Source organism: Tunturiibacter gelidiferens (assembly GCF_051013345.1).
GTDB lineage: Bacteria > Acidobacteriota > Terriglobia > Terriglobales > Acidobacteriaceae > Edaphobacter > Edaphobacter gelidiferens_A.
In genome coordinates this window covers 6,401,057-6,419,703 of the sequence record NZ_CP132939.1, presented here as the reverse complement: position 1 = coordinate 6,419,703, position 18,647 = coordinate 6,401,057, and the positions used below count along the sequence as shown (strand labels likewise).

19 protein-coding genes and 1 pseudogene are annotated in these 18,647 nt (G+C 58.8%); 9 read left to right on the top strand and 11 right to left on the bottom strand.

Annotated elements, in window-relative coordinates:
* Positions 1-142: 142 nt before the first annotated feature.
* Together RBB80_RS32545 and RBB80_RS32540 are read left to right on the top strand one after the other, a co-directional pair.
* Positions 143-601, top strand: coding sequence for a S10 family serine carboxypeptidase-like protein (locus RBB80_RS32545; RefSeq protein ID WP_433966218.1), 459 nt, complete (start codon positions 143-145; stop codon positions 599-601).
* 32 nt (positions 602-633) lie between these two features.
* On the top strand, positions 634-1,455 hold the full coding sequence (locus RBB80_RS32540) for a hypothetical protein (protein ID WP_433966217.1): 822 nt from the start codon (positions 634-636) through the stop codon (positions 1,453-1,455).
* A gap of 133 nt (positions 1,456-1,588) precedes the next feature.
* Here RBB80_RS32540 and RBB80_RS32535 read toward each other — a convergent pair whose 3' ends face one another.
* Positions 1,589-2,191 (bottom strand): thymidine kinase, encoded by a 603-nt coding sequence (locus tag RBB80_RS32535; protein ID WP_433966216.1) that lies wholly within the window; start codon positions 2,189-2,191, stop codon positions 1,589-1,591.
* A 417-nt stretch (positions 2,192-2,608) separates the two neighbouring features.
* On the opposite strand from RBB80_RS32535, the gene RBB80_RS32530 reads away from it, so the two are divergent.
* The 3 genes from RBB80_RS32530 to RBB80_RS32520 all read left to right on the top strand — a co-directional run bounded on the left by RBB80_RS32530 (position 2,609) and on the right by RBB80_RS32520 (position 6,549).
* Positions 2,609-4,168, top strand: coding sequence for a S53 family peptidase (locus RBB80_RS32530; RefSeq protein ID WP_433966215.1), 1,560 nt, complete (start codon positions 2,609-2,611; stop codon positions 4,166-4,168).
* Positions 4,169-4,200: 32 nt separating this feature from the next.
* A complete protein-coding gene (locus RBB80_RS32525) occupies positions 4,201-4,695 on the top strand; it encodes a hypothetical protein (protein ID WP_433966214.1) in 495 nt (164 codons plus the stop codon).
* Positions 4,696-4,812: 117 nt separating this feature from the next.
* Positions 4,813-6,549, top strand: coding sequence for a hypothetical protein (locus tag RBB80_RS32520; protein WP_433966213.1), 1,737 nt, complete (start codon positions 4,813-4,815; stop codon positions 6,547-6,549).
* Positions 6,550-6,624: 75 nt separating this feature from the next.
* Here the strand turns inward: RBB80_RS32520 and RBB80_RS32515 are convergent, their stop codons facing one another.
* From RBB80_RS32515 to RBB80_RS32505, 3 genes are all read right to left on the bottom strand, one after another.
* The gene (locus RBB80_RS32515) at positions 6,625-6,894 is read right to left on the bottom strand and encodes a hypothetical protein (RefSeq protein ID WP_433966212.1); all 270 of its coding nucleotides are present in this window, start codon (positions 6,892-6,894) and stop codon (positions 6,625-6,627) included.
* Positions 6,895-7,022: 128 nt separating this feature from the next.
* Entirely contained in the window at positions 7,023-7,460 is a 438-nt protein-coding gene (locus RBB80_RS32510) for a VOC family protein (RefSeq protein ID WP_433966211.1), read from the bottom strand.
* Between the two features lie 18 nt (positions 7,461-7,478).
* Positions 7,479-7,898: a VOC family protein gene (locus RBB80_RS32505; RefSeq protein WP_433966210.1), complete on the bottom strand. Its 420-nt coding sequence runs from the start codon at positions 7,896-7,898 to the stop codon at positions 7,479-7,481.
* Positions 7,899-8,141: 243 nt separating this feature from the next.
* Between RBB80_RS32505 and RBB80_RS32500 the strand changes: the two genes are divergently transcribed.
* Positions 8,142-9,233, top strand: coding sequence for a methyltransferase domain-containing protein (locus tag RBB80_RS32500; protein ID WP_433966209.1), 1,092 nt, complete (start codon positions 8,142-8,144; stop codon positions 9,231-9,233).
* A 43-nt stretch (positions 9,234-9,276) separates the two neighbouring features.
* On the opposite strand, the gene RBB80_RS32495 is transcribed toward RBB80_RS32500, so the two are convergent.
* From RBB80_RS32495 to trpD, 4 genes and pseudogenes are all read right to left on the bottom strand, one after another.
* A complete protein-coding gene (locus RBB80_RS32495) occupies positions 9,277-9,636 on the bottom strand; it encodes a YbjQ family protein (protein ID WP_433966208.1) in 360 nt (119 codons plus the stop codon).
* 84 nt (positions 9,637-9,720) lie between these two features.
* Positions 9,721-10,065, bottom strand: coding sequence for an L-rhamnose mutarotase (locus RBB80_RS32490; RefSeq protein WP_433966207.1), 345 nt, complete (start codon positions 10,063-10,065; stop codon positions 9,721-9,723).
* Positions 10,066-10,090: 25 nt separating this feature from the next.
* Positions 10,091-10,387: a hypothetical protein gene (locus RBB80_RS32485; RefSeq protein ID WP_433969998.1), complete on the bottom strand. Its 297-nt coding sequence runs from the start codon at positions 10,385-10,387 to the stop codon at positions 10,091-10,093.
* A 104-nt stretch (positions 10,388-10,491) separates the two neighbouring features.
* A pseudogene (gene trpD, locus RBB80_RS32480) lies at positions 10,492-11,049 on the bottom strand (anthranilate phosphoribosyltransferase); the annotation flags it as partial.
* 100 nt (positions 11,050-11,149) lie between these two features.
* Here trpD and RBB80_RS32475 point away from each other — a divergent pair.
* Positions 11,150-11,398, top strand: a complete 249-nt coding sequence (locus RBB80_RS32475; RefSeq protein WP_433966206.1) for a hypothetical protein — start codon at positions 11,150-11,152, stop codon at positions 11,396-11,398.
* 103 nt (positions 11,399-11,501) lie between these two features.
* On the opposite strand, the gene RBB80_RS32470 is transcribed toward RBB80_RS32475, so the two are convergent.
* The 3 genes from RBB80_RS32470 to RBB80_RS32460 all read right to left on the bottom strand — a co-directional run bounded on the left by RBB80_RS32470 (position 11,502) and on the right by RBB80_RS32460 (position 16,179).
* Positions 11,502-14,180: a protein kinase domain-containing protein gene (locus tag RBB80_RS32470; RefSeq protein WP_433966205.1), complete on the bottom strand. Its 2,679-nt coding sequence runs from the start codon at positions 14,178-14,180 to the stop codon at positions 11,502-11,504.
* Positions 14,181-14,566: 386 nt separating this feature from the next.
* Positions 14,567-14,938, bottom strand: a complete 372-nt coding sequence (locus RBB80_RS32465; RefSeq protein WP_433966204.1) for a hypothetical protein — start codon at positions 14,936-14,938, stop codon at positions 14,567-14,569.
* Complete coding sequence (locus tag RBB80_RS32460) at positions 14,935-16,179, bottom strand: B12-binding domain-containing radical SAM protein (RefSeq protein WP_433966203.1); 1,245 nt, start codon at positions 16,177-16,179, stop codon at positions 14,935-14,937. Before RBB80_RS32460 ends, RBB80_RS32465 begins: the two co-directional genes overlap by 4 nt.
* Before the next feature lie 264 nt (positions 16,180-16,443).
* Here RBB80_RS32460 and sucC point away from each other — a divergent pair, with 264 nt between their 5' ends.
* Positions 16,444-17,622, top strand: a complete 1,179-nt coding sequence (gene sucC, locus RBB80_RS32455) for an ADP-forming succinate--CoA ligase subunit beta (RefSeq protein ID WP_183789571.1) — start codon at positions 16,444-16,446, stop codon at positions 17,620-17,622.
* The gene (gene sucD, locus RBB80_RS32450; protein WP_433966202.1) at positions 17,622-18,512 is read left to right on the top strand and encodes a succinate--CoA ligase subunit alpha; all 891 of its coding nucleotides are present in this window, start codon (positions 17,622-17,624) and stop codon (positions 18,510-18,512) included. The genes sucC and sucD overlap by 1 nt, the downstream gene beginning before the upstream one ends.
* Positions 18,513-18,647: the final 135 nt, after the last annotated feature.

Below are 18,647 nucleotides of genomic sequence, written 5' to 3'. Positions count from 1 at the left end.
CCGCGCAGGCTGCGCCGGATACCAAGCCAGTGGATGCGAAACCTGCAGCTACTCCTGGACTTTCGGTTACACTGCCGCCCCTGCCCGCGGATGCTCACGTGGAGCAGACGATGCAGTTTGAGGAAAGACGCTGCACTACACCGTGACTGTGGGTACGCTGCCGGTGCGGGATAGTAAAGGCGCTCTGAGCGGGGAGGTGGTCTATACCTCGTACGTTGTCGAGGGGAAGGACCGTCCGGTGACGTTTGCGTTCAATGGTGGACCCGGCGCGGCTTCGGTGTATCTGAATCTGGGTGCGATTGGGCCGAAACGCGTTGCGTTTGGTGCGGAGGGGCAGAGTGCGTCGGATCCAGCTACTCTGATGGACAATCCGGGGACGTGGCTGGACTTTACGGACCTGGTGTTTATCGACCCGATTGGGACGGGGTTTTCGCGTTCGCTGGTGTCCGAAGAGGAGTCGAAGAAGCAGTTTTATGGCCCGGACCAGGACATTGCTTACCTGTCGCGGAACATCTACGACTGGCTGGTGAAGAATGGCCGGCTGCAGTCTCGCAAGTACATTGTGGGCGAGAGCTACGGGGGTATCGCGGACCCAGGCTGACGGCTTACCTGCAGTCGCAGACGGGAGTTGCGGTGAATGGGTTGGTGCTGGTTTCGCCAGCTCTTGCTCCGCAGGCTGGCTCGCAGGATATCTCGCCGGTTCCATGGATGATCACGCTGCCTTCGATCGTTGCGGCGAACTATGAGCGGCAAGGTAAGCTCACGAACGAGAGTATGGTCGCGGTGATCGATTACACGCGCGGCGAGTATGCGGTGGACCTGATGAAGGGCAACAGCGATCCGGCTGCGACACCTCGTTTGGTGAAGAAGGTGACGGAGCTGACAGGGCTTGATCCGACGTTCGTGAAGCAGTCGGGTGGGCGGCTGGAGACGCAGGCGTTTTTGCGGGAAGAGTTTCGTGAGACGGGCAAGCTGGGCAGCAGGTACGATCCGAATGTCACGGCGTATGATCCGTTTCCGTACAACCCGACGCAGGAGACTCAGGACCCGATTTTGTTGAGCATTATTGCGCCGACGACTACGGCTATGGTGGATTTTGTGACTCGCACGGTTGGTTGGAAGACAGATGCGGGCTATAACGCGCTGTCGTTCGACGTGAACAGAATGTGGGATAACAGTGGGCGGAATGGCGCGTTTTCAGGGTCGGCTTCTGCGACAGATCTGAGGGTTGCGGTGGCTACCGATCCGAAGTTGCGCGTGGTGATTGCGCATGGATGGGCGGATCTTTCGTGTCCGTTTATGGGGTCGGTTTTGACGGTGAGCCAGATTCCGCCGATGGGTGATCCGACGCGGGTACAGGTGCATGAGTATCCCGGTGGGCACATGTACTATGCGCGGCCGGCTAGCTCGCTGGCGCTGCGCAAGGATGTGATGGAGATGGTTTCGAAGCACTGAGAGGGTCCTGCCGGACGGGCCGCCTGCGCGGCGGGCGGCCACTTCGTGGCTTGTGTACCTTGTTATGGCTGGGTGGAGGCTGTGGGCCTCGCGTTGCTCGGCGTCTTCGTTCTGGTGGCGTCTGCGTTCTGATCTAGATGGAGAGAAGTTCGAGTTGTTCGGTGTGTTGCTCGTCGAGGAAGGGCTCGAAGTGGGTGCGGCAGCGGGCTTCGTAGAGGCCGGCGGCGCCGACCAGGACGAGCTCCTGGCTCTGGCCGAGGCGCTGGGTGTGGATGGCGGGGGCACCGCAGACCATGCAGACGGCGGAGAGTTTGGTGACTTCGTCGGCGATGGCCATGAGGGCGGGAATGGGGCCGAAGGGCTCGGCGTTGAAGGTGGTGTCGAGGCCGGCGAGGATGATGCGTTTGCCGAGGTGAACGAGCTCCACGGTGAGGGGGAGGATGGTGTCGTCGAAGAACTGAGCCTCGTCGATACCGATGACGTCGATGTCGTTTAACTGCGGGAGTAGCGCGGCCTTCAGGTGTTCTACGTTGGTGACGGTGGTGGCTTCGTGGGTTTGGGAGCTGTGGCTGGCGATGGAGGTGCGGTGGTAGCGAAGATCGATGTCGGGTTTGTAGCAGGCGACGCGCTGGCGGGCGATGCGGGCGCGTTTGAGGCGGCGGATGAGTTCCTCGGATTTTCCGGAGAACATTGGGCCTACGATGGTTTCGATTCTGCCGGGGATGGGGTGGGTCATTGTGCGGAAGCCTTAGTGTGGGGGTCTGTGGCTATCCTAAACGCGGGTTGCGGTGGATTTCCGGGGAGTAATTTTTTTGCCCGAAAGAGATGTGGTTTTTGCTGGGGGTTTTGGGGAAAACGGCATTTTGAGCGTGGTTTTTTGGTGGTGAGAACGTGGTGAATTGTGTGGTGGACGAGGTGATTTGGCAGCGTGTTTTTCTGCTCTGAAAGATGTGACAGGTTGTTGGAGTTTTTTTGCCTCACGCAAAAAAGATTTTGACGCTTGACCGCAGCCTTGGGGCGACCGTAGTATCCATCCACCAACGACACAGACATCAACGACGCAGTCTCGCAATCCAACTTTGGTTGTACCCTCTTGTGCTTCTCCCACAACTGCTCCAGACAGTAAAAAACCAATTCAACGAGGATTTTTGCTATGACGCAGCACTATTTTCGTAATTATGTCTCTCCTCGCCTTACCATCGCCGCTGCGCTTGGAGTTCTGGCGCTGACGGCGGGTTCGGCATTCGCTGCCACGGCTGGCCAGACGAACCTGGGCCCAGAAGACGAGTCCAAGCAGATTTCGGTGACCGTCTGGCTGAACCCGCATAACAAGGCCGCTTTGGATACGGCGGTTCAGCAGATGTATGACAAGGAGTCAGCGAGCTATCATCACTTTCTGACGCTGAAGCAGTTCAACGAGCAGTACGCGCCGACTGCGAAGGAAGCTGGCGTGGTTCGCGATTATCTGACGGCCCACAATCTGAAGGTCACTTCGACGGAGAAGAACAACCGCTTCGTCGTGGCACAGGGCAAAGTGGGGGATGCGCAGGCTGCGTTCAATACGAAGATCAACCGCGTGATGGTGAATGGAGAGGTTCACCATGCCAACACGGCGCAGGCTTCGGTTACCGGAGAAGCGGCTCCGCTGGTGGCTACGGTGCAGGGGCTGAGCGATCTCAAATATCGAGCGCTGGTAAAGCCTTCCGTTAACCCTGAGAGCGGCGTGCCTTATGAGGGCGTTTCTCCATCCGCAGCTGGCTCCGATGGACTGTTCTTCAGCGCGGACTGTCTCCGTGGGGCTGCGTCGAAGGTTTTCAAGACGGACGGCGGATTTCCGGAGGCGTTCTACGCGGGCAACCTGTATGGGGCGAGCATTACCAATGCCAAACCGCCTAACCTGCCGCCGTGCGGCTACGATGCGGCTGAGATCCAAGAGGCGTACGGCCTGAAGCCGCTTTATAAGAAGGGCCTGGATGGGACCGGGCAGACCATCGTCATCGTCGATGCCTTTGGCTCGAACAGTATCGTGTCCGATGCCAACCTGTTTTCTCAACTGAATGGACTACCTGCGCTCACGCCATCGAACTTCCAGATTGTGGAGCCGACTGGGCCCGCGACCTGCACAGCTACGAACGGGTGCATCGCAGGAAACTGGCAGTTCGAGACGACGCTGGACGTGGAATGGGCACACGCGATTGCGCCAAATGCCAAGATCGTTCTGGTGTTGGGAGCAGACAACTCATTTACCAACCTCGATCTTTCCAACCTTGCTGCGATCCAGAATGGATTCGGCAACGTGATTTCGAACAGCTTCGGGATTTCAGAGATAGCGCTGAAGGAGCTAGATCCGTCGGAGCTGGTGGTAGAGAACGGGATTGCGCAGATCGCTGCGGCATTGGGCATCTCGCTGAACGTATCCACCGGCGACAGCGGGGATGAACTGATCACGAATAATGCCGACTTCGGCATCAACGCGGTCTCCGTCAATGCAAATGCCGACTCTCCGTATGCGACGGCGATTGGCGGTACGAGTACGTTTCTCGACGCCCACAACAACATCAAATTGCAGACGGGATGGGGTTTGAACCTTGCACGAATCGCCAACGCGAATCCGAATCCTCCGGTGATTCCTCCACTCCTCTTTGGTTTCCAGTCCGGTTCGGGGGAGGCACCAGCGTTGTCTATGCCAAGCCCAAGTTCCAAAAGAGCCTGAAGGGCAAGTTCCGCCTGCTGCCGGATATCTCTATGAATGCGGATCCGCAGACCGGCAACGAGGTCGTTGTTTCACCCGACGGCAATCCCGCGAATGTAACGGTGTTGGTATTCGGGGGTACGAGCCTTTCTTGTCCGATGTTCTCTGGCTACTGGGCGATTGCGAACCAGGCTGCCGGAGGAGGGTCGCTCGGACAGGCGGCGCCGATTCTTTATGAGTTGTCTGAGGGCGCGATCATAGACGTCAATGTGACACCAGTCGATACGCTGCTGAACGTATCGGGACTTATCATCGATCCGCCGAACAGTCCGATCTTTGAGAGTCAGTCTGCTCTGGCACAACCGTTGGAGAACACGAAGCTGTTTGTGAGTGCGTTGTACAACAGCCCGAGTTCGACTCGCTGGGATGTGTTGACGTTCGGAACGGACTCATCGCTGGTTACGGGCCCCGGTTGGGACAACGTGACTGGACTGGGTACGCCGAATGGAGCGACGTTCATCAACGACGTTGTTAAGGCTGTGCAGTAGAAACAGAATCAGATCGTTCAGGGTCGGTTTTATCTGGCCGGAGTTCTCAGGCGAAACGATCCGCCTGAGGCTCCGGCCGGAAGCACGTCCATCTTTGAATCATCAATGAGGACATTTATGAACACTTCCCGTTTGTTATCCTGGGCGATCTCTGCCCCGTTTGTCATCACACCGTTGGTACACGCCACCCAACAGAAGCACATCGATGTACACAAGAAAGGAACGACCAGTATGGCCCAGGCCAGAGCACTGGTTGAGGCCCCTGAGACTTCCGCTCTCTATTCGATGAAGCCGAGGGCGATGCGGAAGCAGATGCCGAAGCCGTCGTTGGGCAGATTGCACGCGGAACTGAATCAAGCGACGAGCGCCGGTCTGGTATTTGGCGGCTTTCCTATAGTGGCTCCCGATAAGACGTTTACCGGCTTCGACGCTCTGGATTCGAGAGACTCGGGTATAGCCAATGGATTTGTTGTGGAACCACCGGACCAGGGTCTCGCAACCAATGGCGAAGAAATTCTGGAGCCGGTGAATCTGGCGCTGCGGGTGTTTACGAAGACGGGAGCCGCGTTGACTCCGCCCGTGAGTCTGAATGCGTTCTTCGGCGTGCCGACGGCACCGAACCCGGACGGTACGACGGACCAGTTGTCGGATCCGCGTGCGTTTTACGACTGGGAGTCGAAGCGCTGGTTTGTGACGATCGTGGAGTACGCCACCACGCCTGCGGGTAACTTGAGTGGAGGGTCGGAGGTGCTGGTTGCGGTCAGCGATACGAGCGATGTTCTGGGCAGCTTCACGGTGCAGTCGGTCGATGTGTCGGACGCAAACTTTGGTCAGTGCCCGTGCCTGGGAGACCAGCCGTTGCTGGGCTTGAACAAAGATGGGGTGTATCTGAATACGAATGAGTATTCGAACAAGACGGGGTTCTTTCAGACGGCACTGCTAATCGCGCTGAGCAAGCGGGACCTGATCGCGGGTTCGTCGAGCGTCTCCGCTGCGGGCTTCGATGGTCTGCCGCTGGCCGAGGGGCAGGCGTTTTCGATTCAGCCTTCGTTCCCCTCGCCGGGGACGGTGACGACGGAGAATCGCGGGACGGAGTTGCTTGTCAGTTCGCTCGACTTCAACGGCACGGTGGACAATCGCCTGGCGGTGTGGTCTCTGACTAATACTCAGAGTTTGAATGAGAGTGTGCCCAACCTGAATCTGCAGGTGACGGTTATTCCGACGCAGGAGTATGGACAACCGGTTCCGGCGGTACAGAGAGCTGGAAGCTATCCGCTGGGTCAATCGCTGGGAGAGCCGGAGGAGGCGATCGACACGGGCGACGACCGCATGATGCAGGTGTTTTACTCGCAGGGCAAACTTTACGCGGCATTGAATACGGTCCTTCTCGATCCGAAGGGAGGCGGACCGCGTACGGGTGCTGCCTGGTTTGCGATCGAGCTGAATGCCACGTTCAGTTCTGTTTCGGCGAAGATCTGGAAGCAAGGATTGATCGGGATCGCTAACGGTACAGTGATGTATCCCGCGTTCGCGGTGAACGCCGAAGGCAACGGTGTGATCGCCTTTAGCTTTACGGGCGAGAACTACTTCCCCAGCGCGGGTTACGTGGATTTCAGCAAGGGGAGCGTTTCGCCCAAGGTGCATCTGGCCGGGATTGGTCAGACACCGGACGATGGGTTCTCCGGCTACCCGGAGTTTGGGGGCGGAGGAGTGGGTCGCTGGGGCGATTATTCCGCGGCGATGGTGAGTCCGAACGGAGACCTCTGGATGGCTGCGGAGTATATCCCGAATACGTTCTCTCGCCCACGGACCACCTTCACCAACTGGGGTACGTTCATCTACCAAGTGCATTGAGACGAGTGCGGGCGTTCTGACGGGCGCCCGCACTTTTATATTTTGGTGGGGTTTCGTTGAGAGTTTCGGATGCTGCTATTCGTGAGGCTGATGGCGGTCTTCCGGCGAGGCGTAGTGAGTCGCGATGTCAGACGCGGTGATATCGATTCTGGAGCTTGCCGTGATGGTGTGTGCGATCTGCTGATCGGTGTGCCCCTGCTTGCGGAGAGTTTCAATCTCATCACTGATCATGCCGACGAAAGACTGGATGGGAAACATCTCGGCTCCTAATCCTGCGAGTTTACGGAGCGCGTTCTGGGCGCGGAGGGCTTCTTCGATTGGGTAGCTCTTGCTTTCGACGGGCATGGGATCTCCTTCGGTTGGATTCGTTCGGGGACCAGGAAGGGCGGGCTTGTCCTGATCAGTATGGCCCGATCAGATGCAGGCGGAGGCCTTAGAGGGGCGGGTTTCGCACGATGTCAATTCTGAGGTTGCTACTTTTCGATGGGATGGAGGGATTCTTCCGGGGCGTCGGTGGGGCTCTCGAAGTCTAATTTGTAACCGTCGGGGTCCGGGAGGATGGTGACCCACATCGCGTTACCAACGAAGGGGCGTTGGGGCTGAAGACCTTGTGAGAGCGCTGCGTGGTAGATGGCGAGCGCGTCTTTGCATTGGAAGCAAAGGGAGACGCCCTCGCCTAGTTTGCCGGATGGACGTCTTTCGGGGCTGAACTGCTGGAGCATGAGGGCTGCGCCTTCGAGTTGAAGCCAGCACCAGCGCAGCTTGCCGTCGTCGATCCACTCTTTCGTCTTTTCAAAGCCCAGGCCGTCGACGTAGAAGCGGAGGGACGCTTCGAGGTTCGAGACCCAGAGGAAGGGAACTACCTGCTGGATGTTGGGAGCGAGTTTTTCCGGATAGGTTTCGACGGTCATAGGGGAGGCTCCTGTTGGTTATGCGGGAGGCTCTTCTTTCTTTTCGACGGCGAGGAGGGGTTGCCAGAGTTCGATGCGATTGCCTTCGGGGTCGGTGATCCAGGCGAAGCGGCCGTAGTCGGAGTCCTCGCGATGGGGGTCGATGGGGATGTTCTCTGCTGCGAGTTGGGCGAGGAGTTCGTCCAGGTTATCGACGCGATAGTTGACCATGGCTTGCTGTTGGCCTTTCTCGTTGCCCTTGCCGAAGTAGGGGGTGTCTTCGGGAAAGAGAGACCAGATGGTCATTCCGGTGGTGGCGGGGACCTCGTCGGTCCAGAGGAGGGTGGCGCCACCGTATTCGGAGAGGGTGAGGCCGAGGTGTTTGGCGTACCAGGCGGAGAGGGTTTTGGGATCGCGTGCACGAAGGAAGATGCCTCCAACGCCGGTGACTCGGGCCATGCTGTTGCCTCCTTGATTTGAAGACGAGTATATACATGGGAATTCCGGGGATGCGAGATGGAGGGACCAATTCGCCGAATGTTGACGCTGGGGAGAGTGTCCGAGTATGCTCCTCGCAAGTTGATGGGCCCGGGAATCTGCGCGACATCATGTGTCGGCTCGTGTGCTTGCTCTCGACTACTCCTGCGCACAACTTAGAGATGCTGTCGCGAATCCCGAATCATTTTTTCCGAGGAGATTGCGATGGCTACAACACAGCAGGCGACCCCACACGGGCGAGAGATTAATCCAGATATGTTGAATGCGCTTCTGGGGCGTGTGGTTCAGGATATGGGCGCGGCGATGCAGGCCCCGCTGATTCTGATTGGCGACAAACTTGGACTCTATCGTGCGATGGGGGATGGAAAGCCGGTGACTCCGGCGGAGTTGGCGAAGAAGACAGGCACCGCGGAGCGCTATGTGCGCGAGTGGCTGAACGGGAATGCGGCTGGAAAGCTGGTGGAGTTTGACGCTGCGAAGGGCGAGTATTTTATGACACCCGAGCAGGCGCTGGTGCTGGCGCTGGATGACACGCCGGTGCATCTGCCGGGGTTTTATCACATGCTGGCTTCGCTGATGAAGGATGAAGAGAAGCTGACGGAGATCTATCGCACGGGCAAGGGGATGGGTTGGCACGAGCATGAGAAGGGCTTGTTTGAAGGGTGTGAGCGGTTTTTTCGACCGACCTATCTTGCGAATCTTGTTTCCAGCTGGATCCCTGCTCTTGAGGGAGTGGAAGCGAAGCTGAAGGCGGGGGCGCGGGTTGCGGATATTGGCTGTGGACATGGAGCTTCGACGCTGCTGATGGCGAAGTCTTATCCAGCTTCGAAATTTTTCGGGTTTGATTATCATGGGGCGTCGATAGAGACGGCTCGTGCAAAGGCAGAGGCCGCGGGGCTCGCGGATCGGGTTACGTTTGAGGTGGCTTCTGCGAAGGCGTTTCCGGGGAAGGACTATGATCTGGTGGCTTTCTTCGATTGCCTGCACGATATGGGTGATCCGGTGGGGGCGGCCAAGCATGTGAAGACGACGCTGGCACCGGGTGGGACGTGGATGATTGTGGAGCCGTTTTCCAATGACGATGCGGCGGCGAATCATAATCCGGTGGGGCGGATCTACTACTCCGCTTCTGCGACGGTCTGCGTGCCTTGCTCGCTGGCGCAGGAGGTTGGGCTGGGGCTGGGGGCGCAGGCGGGTCCGGCGAGGATCGAGAAGGTTGTGCGGGAGGGAGGGCTTACGCACTTCCGTAAGGCTGCGGAGACGCCGTTCAATATGGTGTTTGAGGCGCGAGGTTGATGGGGAGGGCTGACGGCTTTTACTGCTTTTCTTTTGTCTTACTTTACTGCTTTTCTACGACGACCGCGGTGCCGTAGGCGAGGACTTCGGTGACGCCGTTCATGAGCTCGTTGGCGTCGTAACGGAAGGCGATGACGGCGTTGGCACCGAGCTGGGCGGCGTGGAGAGTCATCATGGCGTAGGAGTCCTGACGGGTCTTCTCGCAGAGTTCGGTGAAGAGAGTGATGTCGCCGCCGACGATCGTCTGGAGGCCCGCGCCGATGGTGGCGACGATGTTGCGCGAGCGTACGACGATGCCGCGGACGATGCCGAGGTTCTGGACGATGTTGTAGCCGGGGAGCTCGAGGGCGGAGGTGACGAAGGCCGGGTTGATGGAGTTCGCGGGGGGCGGGTAGGTCGACATTTGAAGCAGGCTCCTGAGTTGCTGGAGAAGATACGGATTGAGGTTGGATTTGGTTCCGGATCTGCCAGTCGATGGGGATGCTGACTAGTCGATGTGGAAGAGCTCGTCGATTGGCGACATGAGCTGATCGGGGTCTTTGCCGCTGGTCGCGACGAAGAAGTCTTTCATCTCAGATTGCCAGAGGGCGTTGATGGGTTCGTCGCGCATTCTGGTCTGGGCCAGCTGGAAGTTTTCGGTTTCGAGGTAGCCGATGAGCTGGCCGGTGGGCGTGAGGAAGAGGGAGTAGTTGTGCCAGCCGGTACGCTGGAGAGCGGCGATCATGTCGGGCCAGACGGCTGCGTGGCGGCGGCGGTACTCTTCGAGGCGGTCGGGATTGATTTGGAGGAGGAAACAGACTCTTTGTTTGCGGGGCTGGTCTTGTGCGTTCAAGGATTACTCCCGGTTTGTTTTCCGTTCAGGCTCGGAGGTTGGCGACGAGTTTGGTGACGGCTCCCGAGTCGATGGTTCTGGCGGCGAGGGCGATGCCGTTGGGGAGGTCGAGGGCGAGGTCTGCGGCGACGAGGACGGCGGCGGCGTTGAGCAGGACGATGTCGCGACGGGGCCCGAGTTCGCCGGAGAAGATGGCGGTGAGGATGGCGGCGTTGGTTTGTGCGTTGCCGCCCTGGAGAGTTTCGATTGGGGAACGCTGGAGGCCGAGGTCTTCGGGGGTGAGGGTGGCGATGGTGATGGCGCCGTTGTGGACTTCGGCCAGCTGGGTGGGGCCGCTGATGGAGACCTCGTCCAGGCCTTTTCGCGGAGGGTGTTGCCGTGGACGACGAAGGCGTGATGAGTGCCGAGCAGAGACATGGCTTCGGCGACGATGGGCACGAGATGCGCGGCGTATACGCCCATGACCTGCGCGGAGGCTCCTGCGGGGTTGGTGAGGGGGCCGAGGATGTTGAAGATGGTGCGGACTCCAAGAGCGCGGCGGACTGGCATGACGGCCTTCATCGCTGGATGAAGGCTGGGGGCGTGGAGGAAGGCGAAGTGATGGGTGCGCAGGGCGGTTGCGGCTTGTTCGGGGCTTAGATCGACGGGGATCCCGAGGGCCTCGAGGACGTCGGCGGAGCCGGTCTGGGAGGTGACGGCGCGGTTGCCGTGTTTGGCTACCATGAGGTTTGCGTCTGGGGTGGCTGCTGCGACCAGGGCGGCGGCGGTGGAGATGTTGAAGGTACCGCTGGCGTCGCCGCCGGTGCCGCAGGTGTCGACTAGATTGCTGCGCTCGGCGTTGGTGAGGGGGATGGGGGTGACGGCGGTGCGCATGACGTCGACGAAGCCGGCGATCTCGGAGGCGGTTTCGCCGCGGGCTGCGAGTGCTCCGAGGAGTGCGGCGATCTCGAGGTCGGTGAGGTCGCCGGCGAGGATCTGCTGCATGAGTTCGCGGGCTTGTTCGCGGGTGAGTGGGGAACGGGCTTCGATGATCTGCTTGAGATGGGGCTGGGGCGGCATCGGTTTAAAGCGTAGCAGGTGGGTGGTGACTCGCGGGCTTGATTGTTGGTCCTGGGCGATCGATGTTCTTGGTTTGCTGGCCGAGAACATCCGGGGTGAACATGATGTTGAGAAAGCCGCGGTTTCAGGGAACTACGAGGCTAAGTTTGGATCGCTGGTCGGCAAGATTGTCTCAGAATTGCCGAACTCGTTCGGAATCATCTATGCGCTGACACCGATTGGCTCACGAACTTCAGTTGCCACAGGCAAGGCTCTCGGTCATACAGCCATCTGAATTTGAAGGAGAGACGACGAGGCTGGTTTGAGGCCAGATTCGAAGCTCGCGAAATTGCCACTCGCGGCAGTCCAAGAGCGAAGCGAAGGACGGGGATTCGAGCTCACTTCATGAGCACTGTCAGGGGAGCGGCTCCGACAGACGGCATCGAGTTGATCAGGAAGCGATTTCCATCGCGGGAGACGGCATATTGGAACAGCACGATACGCGGTGCGATGATTCGCGTCTGGAAAAGGACGTGGGGAACGCCTACCACCGGCTCGTCATGCGAGGTGTCGATTGCTACCGCCATAAGCTTTTTGTCCATGGTGATATAGAAGAGTTCTTTCCCATCCGCACGCCAGCGCGGTTGTGAGCCGCCATGATTGGATATCTGGATTCGCCGGCCGGGCCTGGGGAATCGGCCTACATACACTTCAGAATCCTCCCCAGAGCCCGACGACCCAAGTCCGGTGAAGGCGATCCATTTCCCATCGGGAGAAAACTGGGCTTCTGCACCCGGTGCGTAGGCTCTCTGCGAATGGTTACTGAAGTCAAGAAAATCCAGCTCCGGCCCAATATCCTGAAAATTCATGTAGACGAGAAAACGCCCGTCCGCCGACCAGTCGTTGGGAATCAGAAAGTCGGACGCCGCGAGTCGCTCCAGTTTGCCCGAACCATCGGTAGCCGCAACGTCGATGTACTGGGAAGTCCTGGCATTGTTTCCTACATATGCCACCCTTTTGCCGTCAGGCGAGAAAACCGGAAATACTTCTGTCCCTCCATCTGAGACGCGGGTGCTTGTACCCCTGGCGAAATCGTAAATATGGATGTAATGCTTGCCGTTGCGATCATCGTCGGAGGAGATTGCGAGCAGAGCGCCATTGCGGGAGAGAGCAGGATCGCGGTACCCGGTTCTGGGTAGTTCTTCCAGTTCTTTACCAGTACGGTCAAACCAGGAGAGCCTGGAAACGCTTTCGGTTGCTGACTGGAAGACCACTACACCGTCGTTCGAGATGGAGAATCCCGCGCGGGAAAAGGCTGGTGACTGTTCCAGTTCCTGTCGCGAGACAGCCTCCGGCGGACCCGTAGTCTGCAGCCGTTTGAGATTGAACGGCTGCGCCATGAGGCTGCGGTCACGGACGTAGTAGAGGCGCGAGGACGCGAACTGAGTATTCCCGACGATCTCGGAAGAGATCAATTTGGTTTCATGCGTAGTTAGAGAGCCCACATAGATTCCCTGCTTTTGAAGGGAGTTAGAGCTCCCGAGCATGAAATATATAAAGTGGTCTCCATCCGGAAGAGCGGACGGCCAAAATATCGTGCCCTCCGGCGCGCTACCCATGGTGACCGGCTGCGGTTCTCCACCCAAGGCTGATACCTTCGAAATTCCAAGGATGGACCCACCGCCGGACGTGTTCCGATATCCAGCGAAGATAATCGTGCCCCGATTGTTCCATGCCCCGCCAGCCCCACCGGGTGCGTCGCATAGGATCTGGACGGCGCCGCTGCTCGGATCAACGCTCTTCAGTTTGGACGCCTGGAAGAAGCCTACCTGACGACTATCCGGTGACCAGAATGGGAACGTGGCGCCTTCCGTGCCAGTCAATTGCTGCGCAGCTCCAGCGGCCAGGGATCGGATCCATAAAGCGGTGCCGCCATCCAGTGCGGCAGCCACGAAGGCGAGTCGCCGGCCGTCGGGCGAGATGGAGAAATTGTAAGGAACGAACGAAGTAGAGAGCGGCGGAAGCAATGAAAGGTGAAGATGCCGACTCTCCGCCGACTGCAAGCTGCGCCAATGGGCAACTCCGAGCCAGGTCAGCAGGGCGATACACAGAGCCGCCAGTCCCCACGCAAATCGTTCGCGGCGACGCGGCGCGGGTTCAGGCGCTTTGGATAGGCCCCCTCCTCCGGAGATCCACTTCAGCTCTCTCGACAAATCTCGCGAGCTTTGCCAGCGCTCTTCAGGGTCTTTCATCAGGCAACGAAGCACCACATGTTCGAGCGCAACCGGAGTGAGAGACTGCAAACTGGCCAAGGGCTGCGGATCTTTTTCCAGAATGGCAGCCACGATACTAAGTCTTGATTCGCCGTTAAAAGCTCGCCTGCCCGATACCATCTCGTACAGTACGCAGCCAAAACTGAAGATGTCACTTCGGAAATCTGCTGGTCGGCCTTCAATCGACTCCGGAGCCATATACAAGAGTGTTCCCACGATTGTGCCGTGCTCAGTGAAAGAGGCGTAAGGCAAGGTTTGAGTGGACGCGTTCACCGTTGGGGGAGCCTGAGAGGGGATCGGCGCTGGAGTAACGCCACGTAATGTTGTGGTGACAGGCTTGGCCAGACCGAAGTCCATCAGCTTTGCGCCAGATTTGGTGAGCATGATGTTGCCAGGCTTCAAATCGCGATGGATGATTCCCTCGCGGTGAGCTTTGTCGAGAGCATCGGCGATCTCCACGCCTATCTTCAGGGACAACGGCAAGGGCAGAGGGCCAGCGCTCAATCGAACAGCGAGGGTTTCACCCTCCAAATATTCCATGACGATGAAATCGGTCCCGTCCTGAGAGCCGATGTCGTACAGACAGCAAATATTGGGATGTGTGAGCAAGCAGACGGCTCGCGCTTCGCGCTCAAAGCGTTGTTTCAGACCAGGATCGAAAGAAAGGTGAGTTGAAAGAATTTTGACGGCGACGTCTCGTCCAAGGCGCGTGTCCCGGGCGCGATACACCTCCCCCATTCCACCAGCACCGACCGGTGCGAGGATTTCGTACGGACCGAGTCTGGTGCCGGAGGTCAAGGCCATAATCTGCGAATGTGGATTATATCCTCAGGTCCAGATGAGATGCGCATGCGTTTTGGTGTTGTTGCGTGTCCCGTCGCTCTCAGGAAGTCCTTACCCCTCAACGAAAAGTCGGCTGCATGCCCGAGTGATCTCTTTGCAGACCATTGGCGGCGCCTCGCGGGGTGCTCCAATTAACGATCTGTTCGGAACCATTCGGTTATGCCCGTAAAGTCTGTGTTCTCGGAAACTTCGGTCATTCCTTCTCAACTGACCTACGACCCAGAACCCCGTTGCGTGTGGAACATTCCCTCAGCGACTGAAGCCGTATGGAGAGGATTGGGTCTTATGGCGTGGCTGAAGCCACGCCCCCTCCAAAGCCACGGCACTTCCAGTTTCAATGTTCTTCTTCAGGATTTTGAGATGACGGTGAAGGGGCTGGGTTCGTTTTGGGGGCCGAGGAAGGCTGGGCGACGAAGATTGGTGGAGGAGAAGGCGTGTGCCCATGCAGGGGATTGGAGTTCGGGCATGGGTTTGGCGGCGAAGAGTTTGCGGCATTGTTTCGCGGTCCAGCGAGCCCAGGTTTTGGATTTCTTGCGGCGGGCGCTGTCGGTGGAGATGCCGGTGCCTGCGTACATCTGGGGGTAGAGCTTGGAGAGAAACATGAAGGCTACGCGGGCACGGAGGGTGGGGGTGCAGGCGCTGCGCTGCCAGATGGAGGACCAGTCGTAGAAGCGGTCCCAGACTTTTTGGGTGCGCTGGCTGATCTCGGCGGAGCTCATGGAGGGGTGTGGGGTGAACATCTTGGGGCGGATGGCGGTGGGAATGAGCCAGTAGCGGGTGATGGGGATGTCGCCGGTTGGTGTTGCGACGACTTCGGGAGCCTTGGCTTGCTCTTTTCCCAGCGGGCGAAGTCGACGGTGCCGGGGAAGGGCGTCATCATGACGAACTGGGCGAAGGTGACGCCGGCTTTGAGGGCCATCTCGACGGTGGCGTCGAATGTGGCGGGCTTGTCGGTGGGGAGGCCGAAGATGAAGGAGCCGAGGACGTGGACGCCGTGCTTTTTGAAGGTTTGGAGCTGGCGGGCTAACGCTTCGCCGGAGTAGTTGAAGTCTTTGAAGACGGCCTTGAGGCCTTCGGGGGTGACGGCTTCTACGCCTACGAGTGCGCCTTTGATGTTGGCTTTGCGCATGGCGTCGAGGTACTCGCCGTCTTCGCCGGCTTCCATGGTGATTTGGGTGAAGAAGACCATGTCTTTGGGGAGCTTTGCGAGCTCGGCCATGAGGTGGAAGCGTTCGGCGCGGATGGCGGTGAGCTCTTCGAGCTTGGCGATGTTGTTCTGCTCGCGTGCGAGGCGGAGGTCGGTGAGGGTGACGGGGTAGAAGTTGTCGTCGGCGAGGGCAATGAAGCGGAAGCCGATCTGGCGGAGGTTGACGATCTCGTCGATGACGGACTGGAAGGGGCGCTGGCGGGGTTGCTGGCCGTCGGTGCGCCAGACGCTGCAGAAGGAGCAGTGCTTGGGGCAGCCACGGATGGTCTGGACGGAGGCCCACATGTACTTGTCGCGGGGCATGAGATCCCAGCGGGCGGCGAGGAAGTCGGTGCCGCTGATGCGGCCGCCCTCGTAGATGGGCTGGGTGGGGGCGCCGGCGAGGCAGTCGGTGACGACTTTGCCCCAGGCGATGTCGCCATCACCTTTGACGACGGCGTGAGCCTGGCCGCGTTCGAAGGCCTCTTCGGGAAAGAGGGTGGCGTGGATGCCGCCGTAGATGACCCAGGCTCCTCGCTCGCGGGCGATGCGACCGACCTCGTAGCCACGGAGGGCGTTGCCGGTGTGAACGCTGATGCCGACGATGTCGCCGGACTGGATGGATTCGGGGAGGATTTGTTCAATGGACTCGTCGATGAGGATGGGGTCGCCTGCGAGGGAGGGTGTGGCAGCGGCGAGGACGAAGAGCCAACGAGGGGTGATTACAGCGGTCCCAAAGGAGTTGTCGCTGGGATTTACGAGATGAACACTCAAGAATCCAACCTTTTCGTGCGCGTGGGTTCACACAGTGTTTGAGAGTGGAACGAATCAGCGCGTAGCTGCGGCTGGGCCCTGAGTGCCGGCCGGGAAGATTCCCGCCGGACTATGTTGTCTACCATACAGACGCGATGTAGCTGCTAAGGATAGCTTTAGCCGAAGCATTGAGTTCGATAAACGCACGGATGTGCGAGTTTGCGATTGCGGGTGATTGTTGGAGTCCGCTACACTTCTCGCGCGAGCGTAATTTCAAAGGCATTCATGAAAATTCACGAGTATCAGGCAAAAGAGATTCTGCGGAAGTACAGTGTGCCGGTTCCGGGCGGCGAGATGGCGACAACCCTGGAGCAGGCAGATACGGCTGCGAAGAGCTTGTTTGGCGCGGGGAACAAGGTCGTCGTGGTGAAGGCGCAGATTCATGCCGGTGGACGAGGCAAGGGCGGCGGCGTGAAGCTGGCGAGGACGCTCGAAGAGGCGAATGCGGCTTCGAAGGCGATTCTCGGGATGCAGCTTGTGACGCATCAGACGGGGCCTGCCGGGCAGAAGGTGCAGCGGCTGCTGATTGAAGAGGGATCGGCGATCGAGCGGGAGCTTTATCTCGGGTTGGTGCTGGACCGGGCTTCGGCGAAGGTGGTGTTTATGGCCTCGCAGTCGGGTGGGATGGAGATTGAAGAGGTGGCGCATGCTACTCCGGAGCTGATCTATAAGGAGTACATCGATCCGGCGGTGGGTTTCGCGCCTTATCAGGCGAGGAAGCTGGCGTTCAAGCTGGGGTTGAAGACGACGCAGATCAATGATGCCGTGAAGTTTATGACCGGCTTGTATAAGGCGTTTGTCGAGACGGATTCGACGTTGATGGAGATCAATCCGTTTATAACGACGAAGGATGACAAGCTGCTGGCGCTGGATTGCAAGATCAACTTTGATGACAATGCGATGTTCAGGCATAAGGATTTGAAGGAACTGCGGGATCTGGCGGAGGAGGATCCGCTGGAGGTTGAGGCGAGCAAGTTTGCGCTGAACTACATCAAGCTGGATGGCACGATCGCGTGCATGGTGAACGGCGCCGGACTGGCGATGGCGACTATGGACATCATTCAGTACGCGGGTGGGAGTGCGGCGAACTTCCTCGATGTAGGTGGCGGCGCGAACCAAGAGCAGATTGAGAATGCGTTCGGGATTTTGTTGAGTGATCCGAATGTGAAGGCGATCTTCATCAATATCTTCGGTGGGATTCTGCGCGTGGATGTGCTGGCCCAGGGCGTGGTGAATGCCGCGAAGAAGCTGGGCGTGAAGATACCGATCATTCTGCGGCTGGAAGGTACGAACGTGGAAGAGGGCCGGAAGATTCTGGCGGACTCGGGATTGAATTTTCAGGTGGGAACGACGATGAAGGAAGCCGCGGATCTTGCTGTGGCTGCTGCGAAAGGTGGCAAGTAATGGCGGTTTTGGTTGATAAGAATACGCGGCTGATTGTGCAGGGGATTACAGGGCGTGAGGGGACTTTTCACGCGAAGGGCTGCGCGGAGTATGGGACGAAGGTGGTGGGTGGGGTTACGCCGGGTAAGGGTGGGACCACGCATGAAGGCTGGCCGGTGTTCAACACCGTGGAAGAGGCGGTGAAGGAGACGGGCGCGAATGTGTCGGTGATCTTTGTGCCGCCGCCGTTTGCTGCGGATGGGATTCTGGAGGCTTCGGCTGCGGGTGTTCCCCTGGTGATCTGTATTACTGAGGGGATTCCTGTTCTCGATATGGTGAAGGTGTGGGAGTTTGTGAAGGCAGCTGCAGCAAACGGCAAGGGGACGCGGCTGATTGGTCCGAACTGCCCGGGAGTTATTTCGCCGGGTAAGGCTAAGGTCGGGATTATGCCGGGGCGGATTCATAAGGAAGGCTCGGTGGGGATCGTTTCGAAGTCGGGCACGCTGACGTATGAGGCGGTGTACCAGTTGACGACGCGGGGGATTGGGCAGTCTACGGCGATTGGGATTGGGGGCGACCCGATTATTGGGACGACTCATATCGATGCGCTGAAGCTGCTGAATGAGGATCCGGAGACTGAGGCGATCATCATGATTGGTGAGATCGGCGGGTCGGCGGAGGAGGCTGCGGCGAAGTACATCAAGGAGCATGTGAAGAAGCCGGTGGTTGGGTTTATTGCCGGGCAGACGGCTCCTCCGGGACGACGAATGGGTCATGCTGGTGCGATTATCTCTGGTGGCGAAGGGACGGCCGCGGAGAAGATGAAGGCGATGACCGAGGCGGGGATTACGGTGGTGAAGTCGCCGTCGGAGATTGGCGAGGCTATGGCGAAGGTGCTGGGGAAGGCTTAGCGTCTTCGTTTGCGATTGCAGATGTGGCAGGGAGGAGAAGCCCCTTCTGCCGCAGTTGATTTAGAGACCCAAGGCTTTGGGGTCCCTAGATGCAGAGGCGACTGCAACGGCAACTGCAAATGCAAATGCAAAATA

What these genes read in the sequence shown, in the direction of transcription:
- RBB80_RS32535 (WP_433966216.1), bottom strand. Translation starts at nt 2,191, where the DNA reads ATGACCCACCCCATCCCCGGCAGAATCGAAACCATCGTAGGCCCAATG.
- RBB80_RS32530 (WP_433966215.1), top strand. Translation starts at nt 2,609, where the DNA reads ATGACGCAGCACTATTTTCGTAATTATGTCTCTCCTCGCCTTACCATC.
- RBB80_RS32525 (WP_433966214.1), top strand. Translation starts at nt 4,201, where the DNA reads ATGAATGCGGATCCGCAGACCGGCAACGAGGTCGTTGTTTCACCCGAC.
- RBB80_RS32520 (WP_433966213.1), top strand. Translation starts at nt 4,813, where the DNA reads ATGAACACTTCCCGTTTGTTATCCTGGGCGATCTCTGCCCCGTTTGTC.
- RBB80_RS32515 (WP_433966212.1), bottom strand. Translation starts at nt 6,894, where the DNA reads ATGCCCGTCGAAAGCAAGAGCTACCCAATCGAAGAAGCCCTCCGCGCC.
- RBB80_RS32510 (WP_433966211.1), bottom strand. Translation starts at nt 7,460, where the DNA reads ATGACCGTCGAAACCTATCCGGAAAAACTCGCTCCCAACATCCAGCAG.
- RBB80_RS32505 (WP_433966210.1), bottom strand. Translation starts at nt 7,898, where the DNA reads ATGGCCCGAGTCACCGGCGTTGGAGGCATCTTCCTTCGTGCACGCGAT.
- RBB80_RS32500 (WP_433966209.1), top strand. Translation starts at nt 8,142, where the DNA reads ATGGCTACAACACAGCAGGCGACCCCACACGGGCGAGAGATTAATCCA.
- RBB80_RS32495 (WP_433966208.1), bottom strand. Translation starts at nt 9,636, where the DNA reads ATGTCGACCTACCCGCCCCCCGCGAACTCCATCAACCCGGCCTTCGTC.
- RBB80_RS32470 (WP_433966205.1), bottom strand. Translation starts at nt 14,180, where the DNA reads ATGGCCTTGACCTCCGGCACCAGACTCGGTCCGTACGAAATCCTCGCA.
- RBB80_RS32465 (WP_433966204.1), bottom strand. Translation starts at nt 14,938, where the DNA reads ATGAGCTCCGCCGAGATCAGCCAGCGCACCCAAAAAGTCTGGGACCGC.
- sucC (WP_183789571.1), top strand. Translation starts at nt 16,444, where the DNA reads ATGAAAATTCACGAGTATCAGGCAAAAGAGATTCTGCGGAAGTACAGT.
- sucD (WP_433966202.1), top strand. Translation starts at nt 17,622, where the DNA reads ATGGCGGTTTTGGTTGATAAGAATACGCGGCTGATTGTGCAGGGGATT.